The organism is Amycolatopsis rubida (genome assembly GCF_900115345.1).
GTDB classification, from domain to species: domain Bacteria; phylum Actinomycetota; class Actinomycetes; order Mycobacteriales; family Pseudonocardiaceae; genus Amycolatopsis; species Amycolatopsis rubida.
The window spans coordinates 1518391-1534716 of the sequence record NZ_FOWC01000001.1 but is presented as its reverse complement, the minus strand read 5'-3'; the positions used below and the strand labels follow the sequence as shown (position 1 = coordinate 1534716).

Here is a 16326-nt window from a genome sequence, read left to right as displayed (position 1 = left end):
GCGAGGACGGCCGTGGAATTCGACGTCACGATCGAAATCCCCAAGGGGGAGCGCAACAAGTACGAGGTCGACCACAAGACCGGTCGGATCAAGCTCGACCGGACCCTGTTCACCGCGACCCAGTACCCGGCCGACTACGGCTTCATCGACGACACGCTCGGCCAGGACGGCGACCCGCTCGACGTGCTCGTGCTCGTCCAGGAGCCGACGTTCCCCGGCTGCCTGATCCGCTGCCGCGCGATCGGCATGTTCCGGATGACCGACGAGAAGGGACCGGACGACAAGGTCCTCGCCGTCCCGACGAACGACCCGCGCCTTGAGCACCTGCGCGACATCCACCACCTGAACGAGTTCCACAAGCTCGAGATCCAGCACTTCTTCGAGGTCTACAAGGACCTCGAACCGGGCAAGAGCGTCGAGGGCTCGTCCTGGGTGGGCCGCGCCGATGCCGAGGCCGAGATCTCGCGCTCCTACGAGCGCGAGAAGGACCGTCTCGCCAAGGAAGAGATCACCGGCGAAGCGCACCGCTGAGCCACGCGAAAGGGGCCGTCCACCTGCCTGGTGGACGGCCCCTTTTTTGCTGCCTTCTCAGCCCGCGAGGGCCAGCTCACTCGCCTCCTGCTCGGCGCGCTGCTCCATCGCCGACTTGTCCGAGAGCGGCTTCTCCCGCAGCAGCCAGACCAGCGCGAACCCGACGGTCAGCACCGCGCCGCCGATCAGGAACACCGTGCTCATCGAGCTGGAGAACCCTTCCAGGACCGGCCGGGCGAGCACCGGGTCGAGCGTCGACAGGAACGAGGTGTCGTTCACGTCAAGGCCGCCGCTCGCCATCTGCCGGGCGAACTCCGGGTGCTGCGCCAGCGCCGCGGTGTAGGCCGGGGAGGCCATCGCCGAGCGGACCGCCGCCGCGATCCGGTCGCCGACCGTGCTGAACAGGATCGACAGGAACACCGCGGTGCCCGCCGTCCCGCCGATCTGCCGGAAGAACGTGACCGACGAGGTCGCGACGCCGATGTCGCGGGGCGAGACGTCGTTCGTGGCGGCCAGGGTCAGCGTCTGCATGGTCGAGCCGAGGCCCAGTCCGAGCACGAACGCGATGGCCATGACCACGCCGAGCGCGGTGTCCACGCCGATCATCGAGAACGAGTACACCGCCGCGGCCATCAGGCCGAGTCCGGCGACCGCGAAGCCCTTGTACCGGCCGGTGCGGGCGATGATCCGGCCGCTGCCGAGGCTCGCGACCATGATCCCGAGGGTCAGCGGCAGCATCTGCAGCCCGGCCTGGGTGGGCGTCGCGCCCTTGACGATCTGCAGGTAGAGCGGCAGCGACATCATCGCGCCGAACATCCCGATGCCCTGGATCACGGTGACCATCGTCGACACCCGGAACACCCCGTTGCGGAACAGCCGCAGCGGCAGCAGGGCGGCGTCGCCCATCCGGCGTTCCTGGAGGATGAACAGGACCACGCCGAGCGCACCGACCAGGTACATCGCCAGCGACGCGGGCGAACCCCAGCCCCATTCGCGGCCCTGCTCGGCGACGAGCAGCAGCGGCACGAGGCCGACCGTCAGCGCGCCGGCTCCGAGGAAGTCGACCTTCTGGTCCACGCGGGTGTGCGGGAGGTTCAGCACCTTGCTCACGACGACCAGCGCGGCGAGCGCGATCGGGACGTTCACCATGAACACCCAGCGCCAGCCGGTGAGGCCGGCGAACGAGTCGAGTCCGGCGAAGAACCCGCCGACGACCGGGCCTGCGACGCTCGAAACGCCGAAAACGGCCATGAAGTAGCCCTGGTAGCGGCTGCGTTCCCGCGGCGAGGTGATGTCGGTGATGATCGCGAGCGCGAGCGACATCAGACCGCCGGCGCCGAGGCCCTGGAACGCGCGGAACGCGGCCAGTTCGTACATCGATCCGGCCATCGCGCTCGCCAGCGAACCGGCGAGGAACAGCGAGATCGCGGTCAGGTACATCGGCTTGCGGCCGAAGAGGTCGGACAGCTTGCCATACAGCGGCGTGGAAAGCGTCGCGGTGATCAGGTAGGCGGTGGTGGCCCAGGCCTGGAGGCTCTGTCCGTGCAGTTCGTCGGCGATGGTCTTCATCGCCGAGGACACGATGGTCTGGTCGAGGGCCGCCAGGAACATGCCGAGCATCAGTCCGGACAGAACCGTGAGGATCTGCCGGTGTGAAAGCCGTCCGTTCGTGGTGGCGCCCCCTTCCGCAGTGGCGGTGTCGCTCATGGTGGTCTCCCTCAGTGCCGTACTAGTTGCTTGCATCTCTCAACTACTTGCTCGCCACAACTGTTCCCGAAAAGCTTGCATTCATCAACCAAATATCGTGTGACGCTAGTCTCTCGCCGGGCGATGTCGAGAACGCGCGACCGGCTCCGTCCCTGGCGCGAACGTGGCGACAACGAGCCGCCACCAGCACGGAGGAGAACCACAATGGCCAAGTACCTGCTGCTCAAGCACTACCGCGGCGCGCCGGCTTCGGTGAACAACGCCCCGATGGACCAGTGGACGCCCGAAGAGGTCACCGCCCACATCCAGTACATGCGCGACTTCGCGGACCGGCTCGTGGAGACCGGCGAGTTCGTCAGCGAGCAGGCGCTGTCCCCGGAAGGCACGTGGGTCCGCTTCGACGGCGAGGGCCGCCCGCCGGTCACCGACGGCCCGTTCGCCGAGACCAAGGACGTCATCGCGGGCTGGATGCTCATCGACGTCGACAGCTACGAGCGCGCGCTCGAACTGGCCGGCGAGCTGTCCGCGGCTCCCGGCGCGGGCGGCAAGCCGATCCACGAGTGGCTCGAACTGCGCCCCTGCTACGGCGTGACGCCCTCGGTCACCGAATGAACGAGGAACTGCTGCGGGAACTCGTGCCCGCGGTGATCGGCATCCTCGTCCGGCGCGGAGCGGACTTCGCCTCGGCCGAGGATGCCGTGCAGGAAGCGCTGATCCGCGCGCTCGACGCGTGGCGGGACGATCCGCCGCGCGACCCCAAGGCGTGGCTCATCGCGGCCGCGTGGCGCCGGTTCCTCGACGCCACGCGGTCGGAATCCTCGCGCCGGGGCCGGGAAGTGGCGATGGACGCCGAGCCACAGCCCGGTCCGGCGTCCGCGGTGGACGATTCGCTCCAGCTCTACTTCCTGTGCGCACACCCGTCGTTGACGCCGTCGTCGGCCGTCGCGCTCACGCTGCGCGCGGTCGGCGGGTTGACCACGAAGCAGATCGCGCAGGCGTATCTGGTGCCGGAAGCGACGATGGCGCAACGGATCAGCCGCGCCAAACGAACCGTGTCCGACGTGCGGTTCGACGCGCCCGGCGACGTCGCGACCGTGCTGCGCGTGCTGTACCTGGTGTTCAACGAGGGCTACTCCGGCGAACTCGACCTCGCCGCCGAAGCCATCCGGCTGACCAGGCAGCTCGCGGCGGGATTCGACCATCCGGAGGTGGCCGGTCTGCTCGCCTTGATGCTGCTGCACCACGCCCGCCGGGCCGCGCGGACGAAGCCGGACGGCAGTCTCGTGCCGCTCGCCGAACAGGACCGCGGCGTTTGGGACACCCGGCTGATCGCCGAGGGCGTCGACCTTCTCCAGTCGGCGCTGGCCCGCGACCAGCTGGGCGAATACCAGGCCCAAGCCGCGATCGCCGCGCTGCACGCAGACGCTCTCGCGGCAGCGGAAACCGATTGGGTGCAGATCGTCGAGTGGTACGACGAGCTGCTCGCGCTGACCGACAGCCCGATCGTCCGGCTCAACCGGGCGGTCGCGGTCGGCGAGGCGGACGGAGCCCGGGCTGGGTTGAAGGCGCTGGCGGAGCTGGACGACAAGCTGCCGCGGCATCGTGCGGTGGCGGCTTATCTGCACGAGCGGGACGGGGATCTGGCGACCGCCGCGCGGCTGTATCGGGAGGCGGCGGAGAAGGCGGGCAATGTGGCTGAGCGGGATCACTTGGTCAAGCAGGCGGCGCGGCTTAACAGCTCGTGAGTGGCGATCACGGTTCTCACCGTGATCGCCACTCACGACCTCACTCGCTGTACCCCGGAATCGGGAACGCCCGCAGAAACTCGGAAATCTCCGCCGCGATCGCATCCAGCGCGCCGTCCTGCTGTGCGGCCGCGGCGGTCACGGTCCGGTCGATCCAGTCCGCGACCTGCACCTGGTGCTCCGGCTTGAGCCCGCGCGTGGTGATCGCCGAGGTGCCCAGCCGGATGCCGGACGGGTCGAACGGCTTGCGCGGGTCGAACGGCACGGTGTTGTAGTTCAGCTCGATGCCCGCGCGGTCCAGCGCCTGCGCCGCGGGCTTGCCGGGCACCGCCTTGTTGGTCAGGTCAATCAAGAGCAGGTGGTTGTCCGTGCCGCCGGAGATGAGGTCGTAACCGCGCTCGACCAGCGCTTCGGCCAACGCCTTGGCGTTCGCGACGATCGTGTGCGCGTACTCGGAGAACGAGGGCTGCTGCGCCTCCCCCAACGCGACCGCGATGGCGGCCGTCGTGTGGTTGTGCGGACCGCCCTGCAGACCGGGGAACACCGCCTTGTCGACGGCCTTGGCGTGCTCGGCGTCGGAGAGGATCATCGCGCCGCGCGGACCGCGCAGCGTCTTGTGCGTGGTCGTGGTGATGACCTGCGCGTGGCCGGCCGGCGACGGGTGCGCGCCGCCCGCGATCAGGCCGGCGATGTGCGCGATGTCGGCCACCAGCACGGCGTCGACCTCGCGGGCGATCTCCGCGAACGCCGGGAAGTCGATGGTGCGCGGGATGGCCGTGCCGCCCGCGAAGATCAGCTTCGGCCGGTGCTGGCGGGCGAGGTCGCGGACCTGATCGAGGTCGACGCGGCCGGTTTCCTTCCGGACGCCATAGCGGACCGGCGTGAACCACTTGCCGGTCGCGGACACGCTCCAGCCATGGGTGAGGTGGCCGCCGTCCGGCAGCGCCATGCCGAGCACGGTGTCGCCCGGCTTGACGAACGCCAGGTACACCGCGAGGTTGGCCGGCGAGCCGGAGTACGGCTGGACGTTCGCGTGGTCGGTGCCGAAGACGGCCTTCGCGCGCTCGATCGCCACCTGTTCGACCTGGTCGATGAACTGCTGGCCCTCGTAGTAGCGCTTGCCGGCGTAGCCCTCGGAGTACTTGTTGGTGAGCACGCTGCCGGTGGCTTCGAGCACCGCTTGCGAAACGTAGTTCTCGGACGCGATCAGGCGGATCTTGTCGTGCTGGCGTTTCGCTTCGTCCTCGACGAGACCGGCGATCCGCGGATCCGCCGCGGACAGTGCGGACAGGGCGGGCTGGTGTGTCATGGCGTACTCCGGCTCTGCAGTGGCCCTCACCCAGGCGCGCGGTGCCGGCCTCGTCGTCGCTCCCCGGTGGTGCTCCACCTCTTGAATGGCGCCAGTCGCTGCTGCGGGACGGAGTTTAGTGCACTCCGCCAGGGGCGTCCGGTCCGCGGGAAACGGGCTCAGACCTGCTCTAGGCCGCTGCGATGCCGCCGCGCGAGTTCCTGGTAGACCGCCGCGTTGTGGTCGACCCACACGCGCGCGGAATCGGTGAGTTCCACGAACTTCTTCGCCGGGCTGCCCATCGCGATCATCTCCGCTGGGACCTCGGTGCCGGGCGTGACCGTCGACCCCGCGGCGACGAACGCGCGCGGTCCGATCACCGCGCGGTCGAGGACCGTGGATCCGTTGCCGATCAACGCCTGTTCGCCGACCGTGCAGTCGTGCACGAGGCACTGGTGCCCGACGGTGACGTTGCGGCCGACCTCGGTCATCTCGGGTCCGGAGTGGATCACCGAGTTGTCCTGGATGTTCGCGCCCTCGCGGATGACGATCGGACCGAAGTCCGCGCGGATCACCGCGCCGTACCACACCGAAGCGTCCTTCTCGACGGTCACGTTGCCGATCAGGGTGGCGGTGGGAGCGATCCAAGCGTCCGGGTGAACCTGCGGGCTGACGCCGTCCAAGGAGAACAAAGGCATGCCGGGAGCCTAAGCGGCGTCAGCGGTATCCGGCGAAGCAGAGCGCCTCGATGTCGCCGCGGAGGCTCGCGGACGACCGCGGCCGGACGCGTTGCTGCACCACCGCGCCGAGCAGATAGCTCAGCAGCGAGCGGGCGCGGGCACGCGGATCGTCGACGTCGAGCGGGCCGAGGAGTTCGACGAGCAGTTCGGTGATCGAGGTGAGCATCGCGTCGATCGCCTGCGGATGCTGCGCGCGGCCCGCCGCGATCCAGTACTCGAACCAGAGGAACGCGCCGCGCGGGTGATCGGCGAATTCGGCGAGGTAGGCCTCGGTCACCGCGAAAAGCCGTTTGCGCGGGTCGGAGTGCTTGTCCGCGACCTTGCGCAGCTCCGCCGCGAAAATGTTGATGTGCGCGGCCATCGCCCGGTCGATGAGCACGTCGATGTCGGCGAAGTAGTAGTGGATCGCGCTCTTGGTGAGCGGTCCGGCCTCGGCGATCGCGCGTACCGTGCAGCCGGCGAGCCCTTCGCGGGCGAGGACCTGGCGCGCCGCTTCGACGATCAGTTCCTGCTTCTGCAACTGGTTGGGCGACAGCTGGGTGCTGCGACCGGGTAGGGCGCTCACGGTGATCCTCGTTACGTTCGTCAGGACAGCAGCCCTGAATCCTAGGCCAGTCGTCCCAACGTCTTCCGGCGGGTGAAAAACCGGATTGGCCACCCCGGTCCGCGCAGCGGACAATGCCCGGCATGGTGATCTCAGGGGACAAGGGGCTCAGCGAGGCGGCGCGCCGTCAGCTGGAGAAGGAAATCGCGGATCTGCGCGCGCAACGCGAGGCGCTATCGCCGCAGCCGGGCGAGCAGGAACGCACGGGGGACGCCGCCGACCAGGCGGACGTGATCGACCGCGCCGAGGCAGCGGCGCGGCTGGACCGGCAGATCGCCGACGTCACCGCGAAGCTGGAGCACGGCGCGTACGACAGCTCGTTGCTTCCCGACGGCACGCGGGTTTCGCTGCGTTTTTCCGACGGTGACGAGGAAGAGTTCACCGTGGTGACCCTTCCCGGCGAGGACGCCGACGCGATCACCTCGGACAGCCCGCTCGGCCTCGCGCTGGCCAACGCGAAGGCAGGCGAGGAAATCAGCTACCGCACCCCGCGCGGGCAAGCCACCGCGACGGTGCTGAAGCTGACCCCGCCCGCCAACTGACCTCATAGGACAGGCAGTGGCCGCCCCGGTTTCCAGGGCGGCCACTGTTATTTGTCCGCGTTGGCCACCGTTTCGGCCTGATAGGCGAACACGCCGTCAGTCTCGACCGCGACGTGCCAGCCGCCGCAGTCCTTGTCCATCCGTTTGTGCTCGCCCGCCGGCCACCAGTCCGCGGTGAGCGTCGGAGCTTTCGCCTCGGCCTTCCCCGGCTGGCACAGCGCGGGCAGGCCCGACGGACCTGGCTGATAGCGCAGAATCCGTTCCGAACCGGTGGTGCGGATCAGTTCGGTGACCGACTTCGCGTCGTCGGGCACCCACGACGGAAGCCGGGCGTCCGAGTTGGCTTTGCCCTGCTTTCCGTTGTCGTAGGAAACCGCCTTCACGTGGCCGTTCGACTTCTCCTCGACCGAGGCACCGAGTCCGCACGCCGCGACCGTGGCCAAAGCCGCGATCCCGGTCGCGGCCAGTACCGCCTTGTTCCGCACGCTGTTCATGGCTTCCAGTCAACCGGGACCCGCCTGTCCCGCCCTCGTTCTTCCGGCCCTTTGCGGCTGGCCAGTCGGCTGACTCCGTCCCTCAGACGAGTGAAATCGCGGTCATTCTTCGCGGTCGAGATGGGCCCGCAGCGCGGCGAGCGGTCCGTCCCAGTCCCGCGCGAGCGCGGCGAGGAACTGCTGCGCGACGCGCATCGGCGCGGAATCGAGCCGGTACCGCACGCGGCGGCGCTCACCGGGTTCAGCGACGACCAACCCGGCGTCGGACAGCAGGCCGAGGTGCTTGGCGACCGCCTGCCGGGTGATCGGAAGGCGCGCCGCCAGGTCCGTCGCCGTCGCCGGACCGCGCGCGGCCAGCTCGGCGAGGATCGCACGCCGGGTCGGATCGGCGAGCGCGGCGAAAACCTGCTCGGCGACCGCTTCGGAGTCAGCTGCCATCGAGACTGGCCGCCAGCTCGTCCAGTTCGCGGGCCCAGCCTTCGAGGTGCGAACGGTAGGTCGCCGGGTACTGGCCGTCCGGCAGCTGCGCGAACCCGGATTCGACGACGGTGAGCCGGGTTCCGCCGTCGCGCGCGTGCAGGGTGAACTCGACGTACGTGCGTCGCGGGTCGTCCTCCGGCATCCCGTCGACCTGCCAGGTGAACCCGAACACCGCTGGCTCCTCGACACGCGCGACCCGGATTTCGGCACTGCGGTCGCCGATCCACGCGACGCGTCCGAGCCCGCCCGGACGCAGGTCGATCTCGGCCTCGTCGCCGAACCAGGCGCTCAGGCCGTCCGCCGTGGTCAGCGCCGTGCACACCGTCGCGGGCGGCTGCGCCAGCTCGACCGTCCGCTCGATGCGGTCGGGAAACCCCATTTCGTGCTCCTTCCGGGCCGGGCCTAGGCAACCACACTCCATTGACGCAACCAGGCAGTTGCATTACTTGGCGAAAGGAAGTCCGATGAACTCCTTCACCACCGAGCTGACCGTCGACCGCACCCCCGAGGAGGTCTTCGCCGCGGTCACCGACGTCCGAAGCTGGTTCAGCAAGACAATCACCGGTGCCGCGTCGCCTGGCATGTCGAGGACGCGTACGTCGCCTTCGTCGACCAGCACGACGAATGGACCGACACGCGGATGAGCTTCGACATCACGCCAGGCCCGAACGGAACGACGCTGCGCTTCACGCACCACGGCTTCACTCCGGACCAGACCTGCTACCGCGAGTGCTCGCGCGGTTGGACGAGTTGCGTCACCACGAGCCTGCACGCGTTGCTGACGACTGGCGTCGGCGAGCCGATCCCGGAATCCGCCGCCCCGGCCAAGTAGTCCCCTCAGGGGAGCTGGAAATCGGAAGTGTCGCGCTTGGCGTGCATCTCCCACAGCGTCTCCGCGATGTCGGCCGGATCGATCTCCGGGAACTCCGAATTGGGTCCGATAGCACCCGACAGCAATGCGGCGTGGACGCCGCTGCCCCGGATCATGGCTCCGATTTGAAGCGTCGCCGCGTGCACCCCGTCGGGCGAGATTTCGGCCGCCAGGCTCTGGATGTAGTTGCGGGTCGCGGCCATCGCCGGACCGATGCCGCTGAGGACGGGCGCTGGCTGGGTGGCCGAGACGCTCTGGCTGATCAAAATGCTGCCCTCGCCGCGGTCGCGCAGCTCCCCCAACACGGCCTGAACCAAGGCGATCGGGGTGAGGAAATACAGGTCGAGGAGCTGCTGCGCGGTCGCGGGCGTCAGCTCGGCAGCGGGCGTGAATCCGTTCAGATCCAAGGGCGCGTACGACACCACGTCGATCCGCGCGAAGCGGTTCCGAATCGCGTCGACCAACGCCGGGATCTCCGCTGGGCGCGCTAGATCCGCCGGAAACACCGCGGCTTCGATGCCCTCCGCACCCAGTTGACCGGCCAGTGCGGCGAGCCGTTCGCGATTGCGCGCGACGAGCGCGACGCGGAATCCCTCACCGCCGAAGCACCGGGCGATCGCGGGGCCAAGGCCGGTGCCGGCACCGAGGAGAACGAGAGTCTTGGACACGGAACCTCCATAAGTTGATGACAGCCTCAACTTTGACGCCAAGTTGAGGCTGTTGTCAACTTCCTCGCCCGGACCTACGATGACCCGGTGAAAACGGAGGGGAAGCCCACGCTGCGCCGAGACGCCCGCCGCAACCAGGAACGGCTCCTCACCGCGGCGGCGGAAGCCTTCCGGGAGAAGGGTTTGACGGTGCCGCTGGAGGAGATCGCGCAGCGAGCGGGTGTCAGCGCCGGAACTCTCTACAACCGCTTCGGCGGGCGGGAAGCGCTGATCGACGCGGTGATGCCCGAACTGGTCGCCGCGCGGATGGACGAGGCGATGCGCCAGGCGGAGGCGGTCGACGATCCGTGGGAATCGTTCGTCACCTACGTGACGGTGCTGTGCGAACAGCAAGCCGACGACCCCGCGTTCCGGGACGCGATCAGCCGGCAACTCCAGGACGCGCCTGAACTGACCGCGCGGTGCACGGCCGAACTCGCCAAATCGGTCCGGCTGCTCGAACGCGCGCAACGGTCCGGGACGCTGCGCGCGGATGTCACCTCCGACGATCTGATGCTGCTGATCTTCACGAACGCGCTGATCGTGCGCGAGACCGTCGAGGCAACCCCGGACGCATGGCGGCGCACACTGTCGTTCAGCCTCGCCGGACTGCGCGAAGACCCTTCAAGGAAAGCCTAGCGGCCGACCAGAAGTTCATCGCCAAGAATTTCCGGAAAGCCCAGTGCAGCTACAGCTTCACCCGGCCAGGTCCCGGTGAATGGGACCGCGCCCTCGCCGAAGCCCGCACTGCCATGGCCGAGCCGCGGAAAAGCGCCGAGGAGATACTGCCGATCCTCTGGAGCGCGTCCTCGCCACGCACCGGGCTGCTCGACGCACTCCCGCACCGCCCACTCGTGCCCGGCAAATTGTCGGTCGCGCTCGCGGTGGTGTCGCGGACTCCCGAGGCAAAATCGGGATGGAGCACATCACCCGGCACCAGCGGGAGGAGCTGGACGCACCGCTCGACGTCGGATTCGGCTGCCTGGTCCGCGGGCTGAAGTTCGAGGTCCGCAGTTCGGGCGGGGACGTGCTGGTCTCGCTTGCCAAGGCGGGTTCCGGCATGGCGGACACCGTACGGGAGCAAGTGCTTACTTCACCGTACGAGACGACGGAACTGGTCCCGTCCGTCCTCCGGCTCGGGCCCGGCGGGCTGGAGTTGCTCGCTGAACCGAGCGGCTCCCCTAACGGGTGAATTCAGGGAAGCCGAGCAGGCTGCCCCCGAAACGACTCAGGCCCCATCCGAACTGCTTCGGATAGGGCCTGACCTGGGAGCCGCCTGGGGGAATCGAACCCCCGACCTATTCATTACGAGTGAATCGCTCTGGCCGACTGAGCTAAGGCGGCATGCCGCTGTGCGACGGTCACCAGTGTAGCGGAGGCGTGGTGCGTCACCTTGCGGGGGCCGCGTCGTTAGGCTCCTATGACTTCGGTCTCACCCCCCCCCGACCCGGCGATCCACTGGAGGACCCGGCACATGCAGCGAAGACTGCCCCGTGCGCTGGCGGTACCCGCAACTGCCGCGTTGCTGCTGCTTCTGGCTGCGCCGGCCGGTGCGCAGGAGATTCCGACGACGCCGATCCCGCAGCCGAACAACCCCTCGCAGCCGCCCGCGTCCGCGCCCATCGGGCCGCAGCCGCTCGGGCACGCGGTGGGCGACGCGGGTACTGCGCTCGGCGTCCTGCGGTTGCTGCCGAACTCGGTCACCACGAGCACGATCCTTCCGGGCTTCGGCCAGACCCTGCCTAAGCAGTCCGCGCTCGAAGCGGGGATGGGACTGTCCAGCGCGTCGGCGAACTCGGAGGCCTACCTGGCCTACGAGAAGTCGATCGCGCAGTCGTCTCCGTTCGGGCTGGCCGTCGGGGGCCAGGCTCCGCAGACGCCGGGCAGCCTCGTGCAGACCGCGCTGCCGGACAACCCGAAGGAGATCAGCGGAGGCCTGAACGCGCCGTCGAACCCGCTGCTCAACGTCGGGCTGCTCAACGGCACCGCGCACGCCCGCTGGAGCGAATCGCTCGGCCCGTGCGTGGACACGATCGCCGACTCCAGCACGTCCGTCGCCAGCCTGTCGCTGCTGAACGTCATCCCGACGCTGCCGCAGGTCCCGCTGCTCGGCAACGGCGGGCTGAAACTGCCGGACAACACCCAGCTCGCGCAGGGTTTCGACCCGAAGAGCGGCCTGCAGAGCCTCGGCGGCCTGCTTCCCGGCAGCGGCCAGACGCCCACCGCGGGCACCGGTTCGCTGCTGAGCCTGCCGAACACGCTGTCGTCGCGGTCGCAGGTCAAGCTCGTCGACATCCCCGGTTCGAAGAACAAGGCGGTGCAGTCGAAGTCCACGCTGCAGGCGGCGGACATCAACATCCTCAAGGGCACCCCGCTCGAACTGAACCTCAAGGTGGCCAGCCAGCCGACGCTCACCGTCACCTCCACCGGCGACGCGAAGACGTCCAAGGTGGACTACCAGGCTCCGGTGATCACCATCGCGGCCGGCGGCAAGACGCTGTACACGCTCGACGCGGCGCACCCGACCAAGGACATCCCGATCGGCCTGCCGCTCTCGCCGCTGAGCGACCAGTTCGGCGCGCTGGACAACGTGCCGGTGGTCGGCGGCCTCGTCGCCACCGCGACGAAGGGCCTCCAGCAGCTCGGCGACACCACTAACAAGGTGCTCGACCTCGGTGTGCTGCGGCTGAGCATCGCGAACCTCGACCAGAAGCAGTCCGAGGCGACCACGCCGTTCAAGGGCTACCAGATCGGCGCGGCCGCGCGGCTGCTCGACCTCCAGGTGCTGCCGACGCAGAAGCTGAAGTCGCTGCTGCCGAAGCAGGCTGGCGACAACCTGCCGTCGTCGCTGGCGCAGCTGTCGCTTGGCGAGCAGGTCGCCCGCTCCTACGCCCCGACCGGCGGCGTCGTATGCGGTTCGACGACGACTCCGCCTGCCCCGCCCCAGGGTGGTGCCGCACCGGCTGGTCCGGTGAAGCACCTGGCCTACACGAACGGCGCGTACGACACGGTGCCGCTGTTCTGGACGGGTACGGCGATGCTGCTGCTCGGCGTCGTGCTGGTCGCGGCGTTCCCGCACCGGCGGCGTCCCGCGCTGGTGCTGAACCGGCCGACCGGCGGTCCGGACACCCCGTTCAAGCCGTCGCCGCATCCGCGCGACTGACGTTAGGCAGGGAAACGGCTCTCTCGCTGGCTGGCGAGGGGGCCGTTTTCTGGTGAGTGTTGATCACGGTTCTCACTGTGATCAACACTCACGAGTCAGCCTTGGCGCAGCGTGGTAACCATCGCTTCCACCGCGATCCGCGGCTTCACGTTCAACCCGATCGCGTCACGACACTCCAGCACCGCCTCCAAGCGGCGCAGCGTCGACTCCGGCGACCAGGAAGCCGCAGCCGAGTTGATCTGCTCGGAGTGGTCTGGATGCGTCAGCGTCGCACCGGAACGGGTGGTCGTCACCAGGACGTCGCGGTAGAAGCCCGCCAAGTCGACCAAGGCGAGGTCGAGCGTGTCGCGCTGGGTCCGCGTCGCGCGAGACTTCTGGCGCTTCTCCAGCTGCTTCACCGCGGCCTCAGCGGCACGTTTCGCTCCGGCGACGCCCTTGCCGGTGCCGTCGCCGCCCATCGCGGTGCGCAGCTCGGAGCGTTCCTGCTCGTCGCGGCCCTTGCTTTCCTCGCCCGCGTCCGCTTCCGCCGCGCTGATCAACTGGTCAGCGCTGGTGAAAACGTCGTCCGGACGGCGCAGTCCGAGCGGAATCCGCAACACGGTAGCGCGACGCTGCCGAGCGGCTTCATCAGTGGCGAGGCGACGCGCGCGGCCGACGTGACCGTTGCACACCGCCGCGGCCCAGTTGGCGCGCTCGGGCTCGACGCCGTCCCGGGAGATCAGCACCTGCGCGATCGCCTCGGCGGGCGGAGTGCGCAGCGGAACCAGCCGGCACCGCGAACGGATGGTGACCGAGACGTCCTCCGGGTGATCCGACGGCGCGCACAGCAGGAAGACGGTGCGGGCGGGTGGCTCTTCCACAGCCTTGAGCAGCGCGTTCGAAGCGCCCTCGGTGAGCCGGTCGGCATCCTCGATGATCACGACCTGCCACTCGCCGGTCGTCGGCCGTCGCGCCGCGGCCTGCACGAGCGCGCGCATCTCGGCGACCGAAATGGACAGTCCTTCCGGGACGACCAGCCGCACGTCCGCGTGGGTGCCGGCCATCGTCGTCCGGCAGCCGGGGCAAGCGCCGCAACCGGTTCCGGTGCTGCACTGCAGGGCCGCGGCGAACGCGCGCGCGGCGACCGAACGGCCGGAGCCCGGCGGTCCAGTCAGGAGCCAGGCGTGGGTCATCGCCGCTGGCGCGACAGCTTCGCCAGCAACGATCTTGGCTGCCGCGGCCGCCGCGGTGGACAGCGTTTCCACGGCAGGCTCCTGGCCGACAAGCTCTGTCCAGACGCCGATCGGGGTCGTCACCGATCCTCCACTTTGGACATTGCGGACAGCGCGTCCGCGCCGTTCTCCGGCGGTTCCGCTTCGGCGGCCGCCGCCTCTGCGACGTCCGCGCCAGCCGCGTCCTCGGGCTCGTCCTCCGGCGGTTCCGCGGGGGCGAGCCCGGCGAAGACCGACTGGACGGCGCTGCGGACGCGGCCCGCCACCTCGTCGTCGGAGGCCTCGGCGTCGACCACCACGTACCGGTCCGGGTCGGCGGCGGCCATCTCGGCGAGCAGCTTCTGCACCCACAGCTGGTCCTTCAGCGACGGCTGCGGGTCATCCGGGTGCGCGGAGTCGAGAAGCACGGTGAGGTCCGGGCGGAGCCGTCCGGTGGCCCAGTCGACCAGGCCTTCCAGCTCGGCGCGGTCCAGCTCGCCCGCCGCGGACAGCGACGCGAGCGGGGAGTCGACAAAGCGTTCCATGACGACGACGGACCCGCCGTCGAGCGCGGGCTGGATCTGGCGTTCCACCAGCTCGGCGCGCACGGCCGCGGCGACGAGCGCCTGCGCCCGCACCCCGGTGAGGGCAGCGTCCGAAACAAGCGTGCGGAAGCGTTGTTCGCCGAGCGCCGGGTCGGCGCTGAGCACGACCGGCCGGGTGCCGGTGCCGAGCCAGCGCGCGAGGCGAGCGGCCTGCTCGGCGGTGTTGACCGCGGTGGTGCCCTCGACGGCGATCAGGAAGCCGTTGACGCGGCGCGGGTTGCGGCGCAGCGCGTTGCGCAGGTCGCTGAAGATCTTCTCGGTGCGCCGCTCGTCCATCTGCCGGTAGGCGATGATGCCGAGCAGCACGGCGAGCAGGCCGCCGCCGAGGATGACCGGGCGCGTGCCGTCGACGATGATCGGCGTGCCGAACAGGGTGACGTTGCGCTGCCGGACCAGGCCGATCAACACCGGCGTGACCACCGTCGCGCCGAACAGCACGATCTTGAGCATCGCCTGGTAGATCGCGTTGATCCGGCCGCGGATCGCGTCCTCGACCCGGGAGCCGATGATCGTGACGCCGGTGAGGAAGGCGGTGCCGGCGCAGATGCCGACGAAGGCGACCGCGCCGACCGAGATCGCCAGGTGCGGCGACAACGCGACGACGCCGAGCGCGAGCCCGGCGAGGACGATCGAGATGCCGAACAGCCGGTCGTGCGGGAGCCGGTGCGCGAGCTTCGGGGCCAGCGCCATCCCGAGAGCGAGGCCGATGAACACGGCCAGCATCAGCAGGTTGAACGCCGCGTCTCCACCGAGCAGCGACGACGAGTACGGCTTGGCCGCGCCGATGACCGCGCCACCGGCCGCGAACGCGCCGAAGGCACCGATCAGCAGGCCGCGGACGATCGGCGTGCTGCGGACGAACTTCAGCCCGTCGCGCATCATCGCGCCGAAGCCGAACTTCTCCTCGTCAGCCCGCTTGACTTTCTGCTGCGGCAGCGAGTGAACGTCGCGCAGGGACAGTTCGGGGATGCGGGTGGCGACGAGAATGCCGCTGATCAGGTACAGCAGGCCGGTGATGACGACGACGACCTTGGCGATGTAGAGGTCGACCCCGGGGCCCTGGAAGAGCTGGAACGTGGAGTTCGCGCCCTGGATCAGCGCGTTCGCCCCGGCGGCGGTGATGACGGCGAGGCCGTAGGTCATCACCATGCCCAGCTGGTTGGCGGTCTCGACCTGCTCGGGGCGGCGCAGCAGGTTCGGCACCGCCGCGTCCTTGGACGGGATCCACATGATCGAACAGCAGCCGACCAGGAAGTTCGCCACGAACAGCCACCACGGTGCCCCGATGATGGCGATCGAGAGCAGGAACCCGCAGCGCAGCAGGTCGCAGATGACCATGATCTTGCGCCGGTCGAACCGGTCCGCGAGCAGGCCGCCGACCGGCGCGAACAACAGGCCGGGCAGCAGCGCGGTGACGACGACGCCGACGAACGCGTAGTTCTGCGCGGAGTAGTTGTCGAGGAGTTTGGTGCTCAGGCTGGTCAGGTTCAGCAGGTTCAGCCAGTCGGCGACACTGCACAGATACGTGACGCCCCACAGCCGACGGAACGGCTTGATCGCCAGCACTCGGCGGGCCCGGTGAATCGTGGACGTCCCGCCCGATCCGCCCGGGCCGGTGCCGGGCACCGACCGTACGCCCTCGCTGATACGCCCACCCCA

19 protein-coding genes and 1 tRNA gene are annotated in these 16326 nt (G+C 69.3%); 9 read left to right on the top strand and 11 right to left on the bottom strand.

Going from position 1 to position 16326, the window contains the following annotated elements:
- Window positions 1-12: 12 nt before the first annotated feature.
- Window positions 13-531: an inorganic diphosphatase gene (locus BM362_RS07560; protein ID WP_067576928.1), complete on the top strand. Its 519-nt coding sequence runs from the start codon at window positions 13-15 to the stop codon at window positions 529-531.
- Window positions 532-588: 57 nt separating this feature from the next.
- Here BM362_RS07560 and BM362_RS07555 read toward each other — a convergent pair whose 3' ends face one another.
- Window positions 589-2238, bottom strand: a complete 1650-nt coding sequence (locus BM362_RS07555; protein ID WP_067576930.1) for an MDR family MFS transporter — start codon at window positions 2236-2238, stop codon at window positions 589-591.
- Window positions 2239-2442: 204 nt separating this feature from the next.
- Here BM362_RS07555 and BM362_RS07550 point away from each other — a divergent pair, with 204 nt between their 5' ends.
- Together BM362_RS07550 and BM362_RS07545 are read left to right on the top strand one after the other, a co-directional pair.
- Window positions 2443-2850: a YciI family protein gene (locus BM362_RS07550; protein WP_067576932.1), complete on the top strand. Its 408-nt coding sequence runs from the start codon at window positions 2443-2445 to the stop codon at window positions 2848-2850.
- Window positions 2847-3983 (top strand): RNA polymerase sigma factor, encoded by a 1137-nt coding sequence (locus tag BM362_RS07545; protein ID WP_093572553.1) that lies wholly within the window; start codon window positions 2847-2849, stop codon window positions 3981-3983. The genes BM362_RS07550 and BM362_RS07545 overlap by 4 nt, the downstream gene beginning before the upstream one ends.
- A 40-nt stretch (window positions 3984-4023) precedes the next feature.
- Here the strand turns inward: BM362_RS07545 and BM362_RS07540 are convergent, their stop codons facing one another.
- From BM362_RS07540 to BM362_RS07530, 3 genes are all read right to left on the bottom strand, one after another.
- Window positions 4024-5292, bottom strand: coding sequence for a serine hydroxymethyltransferase (locus BM362_RS07540; protein WP_093572552.1), 1269 nt, complete (start codon window positions 5290-5292; stop codon window positions 4024-4026).
- Between the two features lie 158 nt (window positions 5293-5450).
- The gene (locus BM362_RS07535) at window positions 5451-5969 is read right to left on the bottom strand and encodes a gamma carbonic anhydrase family protein (RefSeq protein WP_067576938.1); all 519 of its coding nucleotides are present in this window, start codon (window positions 5967-5969) and stop codon (window positions 5451-5453) included.
- A 19-nt stretch (window positions 5970-5988) separates the two neighbouring features.
- Window positions 5989-6576: a TetR/AcrR family transcriptional regulator gene (locus tag BM362_RS07530; RefSeq protein ID WP_067576940.1), complete on the bottom strand. Its 588-nt coding sequence runs from the start codon at window positions 6574-6576 to the stop codon at window positions 5989-5991.
- 122 nt (window positions 6577-6698) lie between these two features.
- On the opposite strand from BM362_RS07530, the gene BM362_RS07525 reads away from it, so the two are divergent.
- Window positions 6699-7157, top strand: coding sequence for a GreA/GreB family elongation factor (locus tag BM362_RS07525; protein WP_037808306.1), 459 nt, complete (start codon window positions 6699-6701; stop codon window positions 7155-7157).
- A gap of 47 nt (window positions 7158-7204) precedes the next feature.
- On the opposite strand, the gene BM362_RS07520 is transcribed toward BM362_RS07525, so the two are convergent.
- The 3 genes from BM362_RS07520 to BM362_RS07510 all read right to left on the bottom strand — a co-directional run bounded on the left by BM362_RS07520 (window position 7205) and on the right by BM362_RS07510 (window position 8510).
- Entirely contained in the window at window positions 7205-7651 is a 447-nt protein-coding gene (locus BM362_RS07520) for a hypothetical protein (protein WP_067576942.1), read from the bottom strand.
- Between the two features lie 102 nt (window positions 7652-7753).
- The gene (locus BM362_RS07515) at window positions 7754-8089 is read right to left on the bottom strand and encodes an ArsR/SmtB family transcription factor (protein WP_093572551.1); all 336 of its coding nucleotides are present in this window, start codon (window positions 8087-8089) and stop codon (window positions 7754-7756) included.
- Window positions 8079-8510, bottom strand: coding sequence for an SRPBCC domain-containing protein (locus BM362_RS07510; protein WP_093572550.1), 432 nt, complete (start codon window positions 8508-8510; stop codon window positions 8079-8081). The genes BM362_RS07515 and BM362_RS07510 overlap by 11 nt, the downstream gene beginning before the upstream one ends.
- Before the next feature lie 85 nt (window positions 8511-8595).
- On the opposite strand from BM362_RS07510, the gene BM362_RS50455 reads away from it, so the two are divergent.
- Window positions 8596-8775, top strand: a complete 180-nt coding sequence (locus BM362_RS50455) for a hypothetical protein (protein WP_420867552.1) — start codon at window positions 8596-8598, stop codon at window positions 8773-8775.
- Complete coding sequence (locus tag BM362_RS07505) at window positions 8772-8963, top strand: SRPBCC domain-containing protein (protein ID WP_425285686.1); 192 nt, start codon at window positions 8772-8774, stop codon at window positions 8961-8963. The genes BM362_RS50455 and BM362_RS07505 overlap by 4 nt, the downstream gene beginning before the upstream one ends.
- Before the next feature lie 5 nt (window positions 8964-8968).
- On the opposite strand, the gene BM362_RS07500 is transcribed toward BM362_RS07505, so the two are convergent.
- Window positions 8969-9670 carry an SDR family NAD(P)-dependent oxidoreductase gene (locus BM362_RS07500; RefSeq protein ID WP_093572549.1) on the bottom strand — a complete coding sequence of 234 codons (702 nt, stop codon included), beginning with the start codon at window positions 9668-9670 and terminating at the stop codon, window positions 8969-8971.
- Between the two features lie 87 nt (window positions 9671-9757).
- On the opposite strand from BM362_RS07500, the gene BM362_RS07495 reads away from it, so the two are divergent.
- Together BM362_RS07495 and BM362_RS48740 are read left to right on the top strand one after the other, a co-directional pair.
- The gene (locus BM362_RS07495) at window positions 9758-10348 is read left to right on the top strand and encodes a TetR/AcrR family transcriptional regulator (protein WP_093572548.1); all 591 of its coding nucleotides are present in this window, start codon (window positions 9758-9760) and stop codon (window positions 10346-10348) included.
- Window positions 10349-10625: 277 nt separating this feature from the next.
- The gene (locus BM362_RS48740) at window positions 10626-10901 is read left to right on the top strand and encodes a hypothetical protein (protein WP_244287059.1); all 276 of its coding nucleotides are present in this window, start codon (window positions 10626-10628) and stop codon (window positions 10899-10901) included.
- Window positions 10902-10979: 78 nt separating this feature from the next.
- Here BM362_RS48740 and BM362_RS07485 read toward each other — a convergent pair.
- Window positions 10980-11053: transfer RNA gene (locus BM362_RS07485), tRNA-Thr, on the bottom strand.
- 130 nt (window positions 11054-11183) lie between these two features.
- Here BM362_RS07485 and BM362_RS07480 point away from each other — a divergent pair.
- Window positions 11184-12872: a hypothetical protein gene (locus BM362_RS07480; protein WP_067576952.1), complete on the top strand. Its 1689-nt coding sequence runs from the start codon at window positions 11184-11186 to the stop codon at window positions 12870-12872.
- 95 nt (window positions 12873-12967) lie between these two features.
- Here the strand turns inward: BM362_RS07480 and BM362_RS07475 are convergent, their stop codons facing one another.
- Both BM362_RS07475 and BM362_RS07470 read right to left on the bottom strand, forming a co-directional pair.
- The gene (locus tag BM362_RS07475; RefSeq protein ID WP_093572547.1) at window positions 12968-14167 is read right to left on the bottom strand and encodes a DNA polymerase III subunit delta'; all 1200 of its coding nucleotides are present in this window, start codon (window positions 14165-14167) and stop codon (window positions 12968-12970) included.
- A complete protein-coding gene (locus tag BM362_RS07470) occupies window positions 14164-16293 on the bottom strand; it encodes a bifunctional MFS transporter/dTMP kinase (protein WP_067576956.1) in 2130 nt (709 codons plus the stop codon). The genes BM362_RS07475 and BM362_RS07470 overlap by 4 nt, the downstream gene beginning before the upstream one ends.
- Window positions 16294-16326: the final 33 nt, after the last annotated feature.

What these genes read in the sequence shown, in the direction of transcription:
- BM362_RS07555 (WP_067576930.1), bottom strand. Translation starts at nt 2,238, where the DNA reads ATGAGCGACACCGCCACTGCGGAAGGGGGCGCCACCACGAACGGACGG.
- BM362_RS07550 (WP_067576932.1), top strand. Translation starts at nt 2,443, where the DNA reads ATGGCCAAGTACCTGCTGCTCAAGCACTACCGCGGCGCGCCGGCTTCG.
- BM362_RS07545 (WP_093572553.1), top strand. Translation starts at nt 2,847, where the DNA reads ATGAACGAGGAACTGCTGCGGGAACTCGTGCCCGCGGTGATCGGCATC.
- BM362_RS07540 (WP_093572552.1), bottom strand. Translation starts at nt 5,292, where the DNA reads ATGACACACCAGCCCGCCCTGTCCGCACTGTCCGCGGCGGATCCGCGG.
- BM362_RS07535 (WP_067576938.1), bottom strand. Translation starts at nt 5,969, where the DNA reads ATGCCTTTGTTCTCCTTGGACGGCGTCAGCCCGCAGGTTCACCCGGAC.
- BM362_RS07525 (WP_037808306.1), top strand. Translation starts at nt 6,699, where the DNA reads ATGGTGATCTCAGGGGACAAGGGGCTCAGCGAGGCGGCGCGCCGTCAG.
- BM362_RS07520 (WP_067576942.1), bottom strand. Translation starts at nt 7,651, where the DNA reads ATGAACAGCGTGCGGAACAAGGCGGTACTGGCCGCGACCGGGATCGCG.
- BM362_RS07515 (WP_093572551.1), bottom strand. Translation starts at nt 8,089, where the DNA reads ATGGCAGCTGACTCCGAAGCGGTCGCCGAGCAGGTTTTCGCCGCGCTC.
- BM362_RS07510 (WP_093572550.1), bottom strand. Translation starts at nt 8,510, where the DNA reads ATGGGGTTTCCCGACCGCATCGAGCGGACGGTCGAGCTGGCGCAGCCG.
- BM362_RS50455 (WP_420867552.1), top strand. Translation starts at nt 8,596, where the DNA reads ATGAACTCCTTCACCACCGAGCTGACCGTCGACCGCACCCCCGAGGAG.
- BM362_RS07505 (WP_425285686.1), top strand. Translation starts at nt 8,772, where the DNA reads ATGAGCTTCGACATCACGCCAGGCCCGAACGGAACGACGCTGCGCTTC.
- BM362_RS48740 (WP_244287059.1), top strand. Translation starts at nt 10,626, where the DNA reads ATGGAGCACATCACCCGGCACCAGCGGGAGGAGCTGGACGCACCGCTC.
- BM362_RS07480 (WP_067576952.1), top strand. Translation starts at nt 11,184, where the DNA reads ATGCAGCGAAGACTGCCCCGTGCGCTGGCGGTACCCGCAACTGCCGCG.